This window comes from Streptomyces bambusae (genome assembly GCF_019400985.1).
GTDB lineage: Bacteria > Actinomycetota > Actinomycetes > Streptomycetales > Streptomycetaceae > Streptomyces > Streptomyces bambusae_A.
The window spans coordinates 1-9325 of the sequence record NZ_WTFF01000286.1 but is presented as its reverse complement, the minus strand read 5'-3'; the positions used below and the strand labels follow the sequence as shown (position 1 = coordinate 9325).

Sequence of the window (9325 nt, the reverse complement as noted above, 5' to 3'; positions counted from 1 at the left end):
GACCGGGAGCGTGGAAAGAACGCGGGCCCCCCCACCCCCCCGCCCGCCCCCCCCCCGCGCGGCGGCGCCCCCCCCGCCCCCCCGCCCCCCCCCCCCCCCGCCCCCGCCGCGCCCACCACACCCGCCGTCCCGCCCGAGCAGGTCCGTGATGCCTTCGCCGGCCTCCAGGCGACGCTCAAAGACGCGTGCACCCCCGGCAACTGCGCCTACTTCCTCGGCCGCGTCCACGACGAGCTCCACCGCCTGGACCGGGCCATGAAGGCGGACCCGAAGGGTCCCGGCCACTTCCCCGAGCCGATCGACCTGGTCAAGAAGCTCGACGCGCAACTCGGCGGCGACCGGTCCTTCGAGAACCTGAAGAAGCACCAGGCGCTGCTCATCGGCACCCGCGACAAGATCAACACCTGGATGCAGGCCCACCCCGACGACTACCGCTGACCACCCACGGTGACCTGATCGCCACAGTGCCTGCCCCCGGTTCCCGGTTCCGTCGCTGATCAGGGGCGCTGACCATACGCGTTTTCGCCCCGGGGTGGGCGGCTGGCACTATGGGGTGTATCTGCCCATCCATCGATCTGCCGGACGGTTTCTCTTGGCTGAGTTCATCTACACCATGCGCAAGGCGCGCAAGGCGCACGGCGACAAGGTGATCCTCGACGACGTCTTCCTGAACTTCCTGCCGGGGGCGAAGATCGGCGTGGTCGGCCCGAACGGCGCCGGTAAGTCCACCGTTCTGAAGATCATGGCGGGCATCGAGCAGCCGTCCAACGGTGACGCCTTCCTCTCGCCCGGCTACTCCGTCGGCATCCTCATGCAGGAGCCCAAGCTCGACGAGTCCAAGACCGTCCTGGAGAACGTCCAGAACGGCGTCGCCGAGATCAAGGGCAAGCTCGACCGGTTCAACGCGATCGCCGAGGAAATGGCGACCAACTACACCGACGAGCTGATGGAGGAGATGGGCAAGCTCCAGGAGGACCTGGACCACGCCAACGCGTGGGACCTCGACGCCCAGCTGGAGCAGGCCATGGACGCGCTGGGCTGCCCGCCCGCCGACTGGCCGGTGACCACCCTCTCCGGTGGTGAGAAGCGCCGCGTGGCCCTCTGCAAGCTGCTGCTGGAGGCTCCCGACCTGCTGCTCCTCGACGAGCCCACCAACCACCTCGACGCCGAGTCGGTGAACTGGCTGGAGCAGCACCTGGCCCAGTACAAGGGCTGCGTCGTGGCCGTCACCCACGACCGGTACTTCCTCGACAACGTCGCCGAGTGGATCCTCGAGCTCGACCGCGGCCGCGCCCACCCCTACGAGGGCAACTACTCCACGTACCTGGAGAAGAAGGCCGAGCGCCTCAAGGTCGAGGGCAAGAAGGACGAGAAGCGCCAGAAGCGCCTCAAGGAAGAGCTGGAGTGGGTCCGCTCCAACGCCAAGGGCCGCCAGGCCAAGTCCAAGGCGCGTCTGGCCCGCTACGAGGAGATGGCCGCCGAGGCCGAGAAGATGCGGAAGCTGGACTTCGAGGAGATCCAGATCCCGCCGGGCCCCCGCCTGGGCTCCATCGTGGTCGAGGTCAACAACCTCTCCAAGGCGTTCGGCGAGAAGGTCCTCATCGACGACCTGTCCTTCACCCTGCCGCGCAACGGCATCGTCGGCATCATCGGCCCGAACGGCGCCGGCAAGACCACGCTGTTCAAGATGATCCAGGGCCTGGAGGCCCCGGACGCCGGCGACATCAAGGTCGGCGAGACCGTCAAGATCTCCTACGTCGACCAGGGCCGCGCCAACATCGACCCGAAGAAGACCCTCTGGGCGGTCGTCTCGGACGAGCTGGACTACATCAACGTCGGCCAGGTCGAGATGCCGTCCCGCGCCTACGTCTCCGCGTTCGGCTTCAAGGGCCCGGACCAGCAGAAGCCGGCCGGCGTGCTCTCCGGCGGTGAGCGCAACCGCCTGAACCTGGCGCTCACCCTCAAGCAGGGCGGCAACCTGCTGCTCCTCGACGAGCCGACCAACGACCTCGACGTCGAGACCCTGTCCTCCCTGGAGAACGCGCTGCTCGACTTCCCCGGCTGCGCCGTGGTCGTCTCCCACGACCGCTGGTTCCTCGACCGGGTCGCCACGCACATCCTGGCGTACGAGGGCGACTCCAAGTGGTTCTGGTTCGAGGGCAACTTCGAGTCGTACGAGAAGAACAAGGTCGAGCGGCTCGGCCCGGACGCCACGCGTCCGCACCGCGCGACCTACAAGAAGCTCACGCGAGGCTGACAGTGGCCCGTCACATCTACCGGTGCCCCCTGCGCTGGTCGGACATGGATGCCTTCGGGCACGTCAACAACGTGGTCTTCCTCCGCTACCTGGAGGAGGCCCGGATCGACTTCATGTTCCGGCTGGCGCCGGGGAACGGCTCGACGTCGTTCCAGGGCGGGTCCGTCGTGGCCCGTCACGAGATCGACTACAAGCGGCCGCTGGTGCACCGGCACGAGCCGGTCGTCATCGAGTCGTGGGTGACCAAGATAGGCGCGGCGTCCCTGACCATCGCCTACGAGGTCAAGGACGCGGAGGGCCCGGGCACGGTGTACGTCCGCGCGTCCACCGTCGTCGTGCCCTTCGACCTGGAGACCCAGCGTCCGCGCCGGATCACCGAGGAGGAGCGCTCCTTCCTCCAGGAGTACGTCGACGACTCCGCCGACGCCGGCACGACGGGCCCGGCCCGGGCAGCATGACCGGGCAGCAGCTGCGCTTCGCCGATTCCGGGGAGGCGGCGGACCTCGCCGCCTTCCTGGGCCGGCTCGTGCACTACGACCGGGCCGCCGCGGTCCGCCTCCAGGCCGGCGGCGGCGCGCTCGGCGTCTTCGGCCGGCCGCCGTCCTTCGAGGTGCTCGCCATCCGTACGGCCCGGCTCGCCGAGCCGGTGCACCTGGACGTCACGGTCTCCGCGGGCGAGCTGCTGGAATCGCTGGACGAGCCCGCCGGCACCGCCGTGGTGCCCGCCCCCGTCACCGGCCCGCCGTGGACCGGGGTGCTGCCGCCGCGCGGCGGCTGGCGCGAGGTGCCGGGCCTGCCCGGCGTCGAGGCGATGCGGGCGGCCGTCGCCGCGGCGGTCCGTGAGTTCCGGGACCGGGACGAGTCCCTGCCCCCGGAGCGGCGCACCCGCGCCGAGCGCGACCGGATCGGCCGCGAGATCTGGTCCCGCACGCTCGGCGCGACCGAGCTTCCGCTGCGCGCCGTGCACGCCGCGCAGTCCCTGGGCTTCCTGCGGCCGATACGGGCCACCGTGCCCGCCCCCGCCGCGGCACCCGGCGCGCCCGCACCGGTGGCGCTGTTCGCCGCCGGGAGCTGGCTGCGGCTGCGCACCCCGTTCGGCTCCGTCGCCACCCGCCGCCCGGGCGGCGTCGACGGGCTCGGCGCACTCCAGGTCCGGCCCGTCTAGCACGGCGGTCCGCCCGCCCCGCACCAGGCGGGGCGGGCGGACCGGGTGTGCCGGGCCGGGCCGGCGGGCTACGGGTTGAAGTTGTACGTGAAGTTCGCGGCGGTCACGGTGAACTCGGACATGAGGATCGTCCGCGAGGACGAGTCCGAGACGTTCGAGCACCACTCGAAGACGCTGTGCGGCACCGTCTCCTGGTACTTGTCCCGCCATTCGGTGCCGTCGCCGGCGTACGCGTAGCAGTACCAGATGGGGTTGACGGCGCGAGGGTCACCGCCGTAGACGACGACGCTCTGACCCGGGGGGATCTTCCACCAGCCCTCCTTGAGCCAGTTGCTGCTGGCGGAGCAGCCCGGCCGGTACTGCTCGACCATCGCCCAGACTTCGCGCTCGTAGTTGTTCTTGAACCTCAGCGCCACGGCGTGCCTCCTACTCCCCGCCCGGCTGCCTGCGGGCAGCCGGGCTTCCGTCGGACCGGGTCAGAGTCTCGGGCGGGCTCGAGTTGTCTCTTCCGCCGGGGGGAGCGCCGGACCGCCCCGCCGCCAGGGCACGGTCCAGGGCCGCTTCGTCCGCTTCGGTCTTCGGATCCACCGCTTCGGTCGTCTCCTCGGACATGGGACCTCCAATCTCCGTGGGTCTGGTCCGGCGGAGAGGTTCCCGGGAGGGGAGGCCGCGTACCGCGGGCTAGGGTCCCGTGCCCCGTACGGGCCCGGCGCGGGCGCTCGTACGAGGGCACTTGTACGGCCGCTTGTACGGGCCTTTGCACAACACGGGCCCCGGCCCGCTACGGGAGCCGGCGGGCGGCGGCGCAGGTCCGGTCAGTCCCCGATGTTGATCATCGAGGCCGCGGCGTACGTCAGGTAGCGCCACAGCTGCGCCTCCAGCTCGGGCGCCAGGCCCAGCTCGTCGACGGCCTCACGCATGTGGCGCAGCCAGGCGTCGTGCGCCGCCTTGTCGACGTGGAAGGGGGCGTGCCGCATCCGCAGCCGGGGGTGGCCCCGGTGCTCGCTGTAGGTGGCCGGACCGCCCCAGTACTGGATCAGGAACAGCGCGAACCGCTCCTCGGCCGGGCCGAGGTCCTCGTCCGGGTACATCGGACGCAGCAGCGGGTCCTCCGCGACACCCTGGTAGAAACGCCGGACCAGACGGCGGAAGGTCTCCTCGCCGCCCACCAGCTCGTAGAACGACTGCTCCTGAAGCGTGTCCTGCGGATTCTCATTCACCTGACCATCGTCTCAGACACCCGGACGGAGGACCCCGGTCCTAGGTCCCTTCCTCGGACCCGTTCCCCGGACCCGTTCACCCGGACCCGCTCGCCTCCCGCCGTCCCGCGCAGCACAGTGGAGCCATGGGCGCACACAAGGCGCACCTGGTGGACCCGGAGGTCGCGCACGCCGCGCAGGTGCGGGAGCTGACCGCCGCCGGGGTGCTCGCCGATCCCGCCTGGCGGGCGGCCTTCGCCGCCGTCCCCCGGCACCTCTTCGTGCCCTTCTTCTACACCGGCCGCGGAGCCGGCCACGAGCGGCTGTGGGCCGAGGACCCCGACCCCGCCCGCCGGGCCCGCTGGCTGCGCGGGGTGTACGAGGACACGCCGCTGGCCACGCGGGTGCGCGACGGCGAGCTGGTCTCCTCCAGCAGCCAGCCCTCGCTCATGGCCAGGATGCTCCAGGCGCTCGACGTCCGGGACGGCGACAACGTGCTGGAGATCGGCGCCGGCACCGGCTACAACGCGGCGCTGCTGTGCCACCGGCTCGGCGACGGGCTGGTCACCACCGTGGACCTGGACGAGGAGATCGCCGAGTCCGCCCGCGCCCACCTCGCGCAGCTCGGCTTCCACCCCGCCGTGGTCGCCGGGGACGGAGCCCGCGGCTGCCCGGCCCGGGCGCCCTACGACCGGATCATCGCCACCTGCACCCTGCCCCGGATCCCGCCGGCCTGGCTGGTGCAGTGCCGCCCCGGCGCCCTGGTCCTGGCCCCGCTGTCGACCGGGCTGATCGCCCTGCGGGTGCGGGACCCGCGCTTCGCCGAGGGCCGGTTCCTGCACACCCCGGCGTACTTCGTCCCGCTGCGCGGGGCCAGTGCCGCGCCGCCCGGGGCCGCGGGCGGGGTCCCGTACGAGCTGCTGGAGAACGACCGCTTCCAGTTCATGCTGGCGCTCACCGCGGGCGCGCTGCACCCGCGCGAGGCGCTGGATCTGTGGCGCAGCGAGGACCGGCCCGGGCGGGAGCGCTTCGGGGTGACGGTCTCCGCCGACGGCCAGTGGTCCTGGCTGGACGATCCCCAGGGGCCCTACGTGTGGCCCCTGGGGGAGGAGGAGCTGCAGCGGTGAGGGCTGCCGGGCGGAGGTGAGGGCTTGCCGGCCCCGTACGCCATCCCGTACGCCGTCAGCTGCGGCCGCGCCGGACGGTGATGGTGGTCCAGGCGCCGACGTGGACCCGGTCGCCGTCGGCGAGGGGCACCGGCACGTAGGGCTGGATCGGATCCTCGCCGCCGTTGACGGTCGTGCCGTTGGTGGAGTTCTGGTCCACCACGGCCCAGCTGCCGTCCGGCTGCTGCACGAGCACCGCGTGCCGGTGCGAGACGCCCGGGTCCTCCGGCGGCACCGACAGGTCGATGTCCGGGACCTCCGCCTTGGAGGCGCGGCTCCGGCCGATGGTGATCTGGCCGCCCGACAGCACCAGGTGCTGCTCGGGGGAGTACGCCGGCAGGTCGAGCCCGGCCGCCTCGGGGCCGCTGCGCTGCATCATCGCCAGGAAGTACTCGCGGTCCGGGCCGATCGTCGCCGTCCACGTGCCGTGCTGGCGCGGCAGGGACGGCGCCGGGGGCGCGACGGGCGCGGAGTGCTGCGCGTACGGCTGCGGCGGGGCAGGCCGCGACGCGTGAGAGGGCTGGGACGGCTGGGACGGCGGCTGGAGCAGCCAGTCGTCCTCGCGCGGGAGCGGCTCGGCGGGCCGGTTGATCTGGGAGGGCCGCGAGCCCTGGTAGCCGAAGGGATCGGCGGCTTCCCCGTAGCCCTCCGGCCCGTAACCCTCCGGACGGCCCTGCGGCGCGGGGGCGGGCGGCGGCGGGGGCGGTGCGTACGGGGAGGCCGCACCGGCGGGCGCGGCCGCCGGACCCGCCGGGAAGTTGTAGCGGCACTCCTCGCAGAACGGCGCCAGGTCCTCGCGGGGCGTCCGACACTGCGGGCAGAGCTCGGTCTGCATGGTCGGCAGGCCGGCCGAGGGAGGGTAGCCGTAACCGTAGGAGGGCGCCGCGGGGGCCTGCTCGGCCGCCGGGGCGCCCGTGGGGGCCATGCGGTGGCCGCAGACCTCGCACCAGTCGTCGGCGACCGATCGGTGACCGTTCGGGCAGGTCGGCATGCCGGCCACTCCCCCTTCTCCCTGCGTCGTGACGTCAGGCTCGCTTCACTCGTACGGTCCGTGTCGAGCGGGTCTCGAGAGTCATCTCGTCCGCGTCGGCAACCTTGGCTTTCAGGCGCACAGTACCCGCCGCGGCGTCCACCACATCCACCACCTTCGCGAGCAATTTGGCGGTGTCCTCGTTTCCCGAGGTCGCGGCCAGTTGCACGGCGCGGCCGAGTTTCGCCGTGGCGCCGCCGAGATCGCCCAGTTTGCGTGCTTCGAGTCCTTGCTGGATCGCCTGGGCCAGCTCCGCCTGGCCGGTGTAGTGCGCCACCTGCGGGTCGATCGCCGTGGAGGCGGCCACGTCGTCGGTCCACACCGCGCGGACCAGGCCCTGGGCCAGTACCGTGGGCGCCCCGCCCGCCGGGTCGGGCAGGACGAGGGAGGCGCGGGCGGCCAGCATCTCCTGGCCGACCGATCCGCCCGCGGGGACCCGTACGCACACGTGGTACTCGCGGGCCTCGTCCCCCCAGGAGCCGGTCGGGTAGTCGCCGGCGCGCGGGCCCGCCTGCGTGCGGCGGCCCGTCAGGTCGCGGACGGACGGCGCGACCTGCTTCACGTACCGGACCTCCGCGCCGACCGGGGTCCACAGGCGCAGGGAGACGCCCGCGACCTCCTTGCCCATGGCGTTCTCCATCATGCGCGTGAAGTCCTCGGTCAGGTGGGCCGGATCGGCGACGATGTCGGCGGTGCCCAGGAGGGCGTTCGCGATGCCGGTCACCTCCTTGACCTCCCAGTCGGTGCCGACGCCGCGGGCGTCGCAGGTGAAGTGCCCGGCGCAGGCGTCGAGGCGGGCGCGCAGCGCGGCCGGCTCCTCGTGCTCGTTGCGGCCGTCGGTCAGCAGGATGCCGTGGCGGACGGCGGCGGGGGAGCGGACCAGCAGGGCGTCGGCGAGGTGCAGCCAGGTGCCGATGGCGGTGCCGCCGCCCGCGGTCAGGTGCCGCAGGGCCTCCTTGGCCTGCTCCCGGGTCGCGGCGCCGGCGACCGCGAGCCGCCCGCCACCGGGGTAGACCTCCTTGGCCACGTGCGTGCCGGCGATCACGGCGAAGGAGGTGCCGTCGCGCAGGGTGTCGACGGCGGCGGCGGTGGCCTCGCGGGCCCCCTGCATCTTGGCGGGCGGGTACTGCATGGAGCCCGAGCAGTCGACCATGACCACGACGGCGGCGGTCCCGCCGGTCCCGCCGGATCCGCCGGGGGCGGCGGCGCGGGTGGTCCCGCCGCCGGTGGAGGTGACCGAGACGATGGCGTGGACGTCCCGGCCGCCCACCGGGAGGAACGCGTTCTGGTACACCTCCACGGTGAAGCGCGGGGCGCTCGGCTTGGCGAAGTTCGCCATCGACTCGACTCCTTAGATGCCTCAGGTGCCTCGGATGCCTCGATGCCTCGGACGGCGCACGTGCCTCGGGTGTCCGCCGCGGGCGTCGGGCGCCTCGCGGGCGTCGTACGCCGCCGGTCCGGACGCGGCGGGTGCCGACGCGGCAGGTGCCGCCGGCGCCGCCGGTCCGGACGCGGTCAGTCCGGACGTGGTCAGTTCGGACGTGGTCAGTTCGGGGAGACGGCGAACGGTACGACGGCCACCGTCACGTTGTCGTGGCCGCCTCCGTCGAGGGCGTGGCCGACCAGCACCCGGGCGCTGTGCAGCGGGCGCAGGGCGGCATCGGCCGGGACGACCCGGGCCATCTCCGCGGCGGACTCGGCGTAGTTCCACAGGCCGTCCGTGCAGACCACGACGACGCCGGGGTGGTCGGGCTTGAACGTCTTGGTGTGCGGCTCCAGTTCGTACGCGTCCGCGCCGAGCCAGCCGGTGATGGCGTGGGCGCGGACGTCGGCGTAGGCCTCGGCCTCGCCCATGAGCCCGGCGGCGACCATCTGGGCGGCCCAGGAGTCGTCCTCGGTGAGCCGGTGGGGGAGGACGGTGCGGTCGTCGGGCACCCAGTAGGCGCGGCTGTCCCCGACCCAGCCGATGGTCAGCAGACCCCCGCTGACCACGGCGCCGACCAGGGTGCACGCGGGGGCGTTCTGGGCGCCGGGCACCTCGGGGGCGAGGGCGTTGACGGCGTCGGCCGCGACCAGGATGGCCTGGTGCATGGCCTCCTGGGGAGGGGTGCCGCGGGGCAGGGCGTCGAGCAGCGACTCGTTGGCCGCGGCGGCCGCGGCGGCGGACGCGTCGTCGGGGCGGCTGGCCGAGGAGACGCCGTCGCAGACGATGGCGACGGTCGCGGCGGAGCCGTCGGGCAGGGCGGTGGCGGACACGGCGAAGGAGTCCTCGTTGCGGTGGTGGCGCAGGCCGCGGTCGCTCACGGCGGCCACACTGCCGAGCTCCTCCTCCATGTGGTCCCGCTCGCGGGGCTGGGCGTGGCCGCAGTGCTCGCAGTAGCCGTCGGTGTCGACGCGGCCGGCCCGGCAGGCCACGCACACCTTGCCGGTGCCGGTGCCGGTGCCGGCTCCCGCACCGGCGTCGGCGTCCGGCCCGGCGTCGGGACCGGCCCCGCCGCCGGGCCGCTC

Annotated in this window: 10 protein-coding genes; 5 read left to right on the top strand and 5 right to left on the bottom strand. The window is 73.3% G+C overall.

Features of this window, described 5'->3' with window-relative positions; all coding sequences use genetic code 11:
* The 4 genes from GPJ59_RS28625 to GPJ59_RS28610 form a co-directional block, all read left to right on the top strand.
* The coding region (locus GPJ59_RS28625) for a hypothetical protein (protein ID WP_258025053.1) at positions 1-438 on the top strand (438 nt) is incomplete at its 5' end.
* Between the two features lie 154 nt (positions 439-592).
* Positions 593-2257 carry an energy-dependent translational throttle protein EttA gene (gene ettA, locus GPJ59_RS28620; RefSeq protein WP_219670599.1) on the top strand — a complete coding sequence of 555 codons (1665 nt, stop codon included), beginning with the start codon at positions 593-595 and terminating at the stop codon, positions 2255-2257.
* Positions 2258-2259: 2 nt separating this feature from the next.
* Positions 2260-2715 carry an acyl-CoA thioesterase gene (locus GPJ59_RS28615; RefSeq protein WP_219670598.1) on the top strand — a complete coding sequence of 152 codons (456 nt, stop codon included), beginning with the start codon at positions 2260-2262 and terminating at the stop codon, positions 2713-2715.
* Complete coding sequence (locus GPJ59_RS28610) at positions 2712-3422, top strand: hypothetical protein (RefSeq protein ID WP_219670597.1); 711 nt, start codon at positions 2712-2714, stop codon at positions 3420-3422. The genes GPJ59_RS28615 and GPJ59_RS28610 overlap by 4 nt, the downstream gene beginning before the upstream one ends.
* A 68-nt stretch (positions 3423-3490) precedes the next feature.
* Here the strand turns inward: GPJ59_RS28610 and GPJ59_RS28605 are convergent, their stop codons facing one another.
* Together GPJ59_RS28605 and GPJ59_RS28600 are read right to left on the bottom strand one after the other, a co-directional pair.
* A complete protein-coding gene (locus GPJ59_RS28605) occupies positions 3491-3838 on the bottom strand; it encodes a DUF1036 domain-containing protein (protein ID WP_219670596.1) in 348 nt (115 codons plus the stop codon).
* Positions 3839-4237: 399 nt separating this feature from the next.
* Positions 4238-4642, bottom strand: a complete 405-nt coding sequence (locus GPJ59_RS28600; RefSeq protein ID WP_219670595.1) for a globin — start codon at positions 4640-4642, stop codon at positions 4238-4240.
* 125 nt (positions 4643-4767) lie between these two features.
* Between GPJ59_RS28600 and GPJ59_RS28595 the strand changes: the two genes are divergently transcribed.
* Positions 4768-5748 carry a methyltransferase domain-containing protein gene (locus tag GPJ59_RS28595; protein ID WP_219670594.1) on the top strand — a complete coding sequence of 327 codons (981 nt, stop codon included), beginning with the start codon at positions 4768-4770 and terminating at the stop codon, positions 5746-5748.
* 55 nt (positions 5749-5803) lie between these two features.
* Here the strand turns inward: GPJ59_RS28595 and GPJ59_RS28590 are convergent, their stop codons facing one another.
* The 3 genes from GPJ59_RS28590 to GPJ59_RS28580 all read right to left on the bottom strand — a co-directional run.
* Complete coding sequence (locus GPJ59_RS28590) at positions 5804-6778, bottom strand: FHA domain-containing protein (protein WP_219670600.1); 975 nt, start codon at positions 6776-6778, stop codon at positions 5804-5806.
* Between the two features lie 34 nt (positions 6779-6812).
* Positions 6813-8156: a vWA domain-containing protein gene (locus GPJ59_RS28585; protein ID WP_219670593.1), complete on the bottom strand. Its 1344-nt coding sequence runs from the start codon at positions 8154-8156 to the stop codon at positions 6813-6815.
* Positions 8157-8362: 206 nt separating this feature from the next.
* A partial coding sequence (locus GPJ59_RS28580; RefSeq protein ID WP_219670592.1) for a PP2C family protein-serine/threonine phosphatase occupies positions 8363-9325 on the bottom strand: 963 nt, incomplete at its 5' end.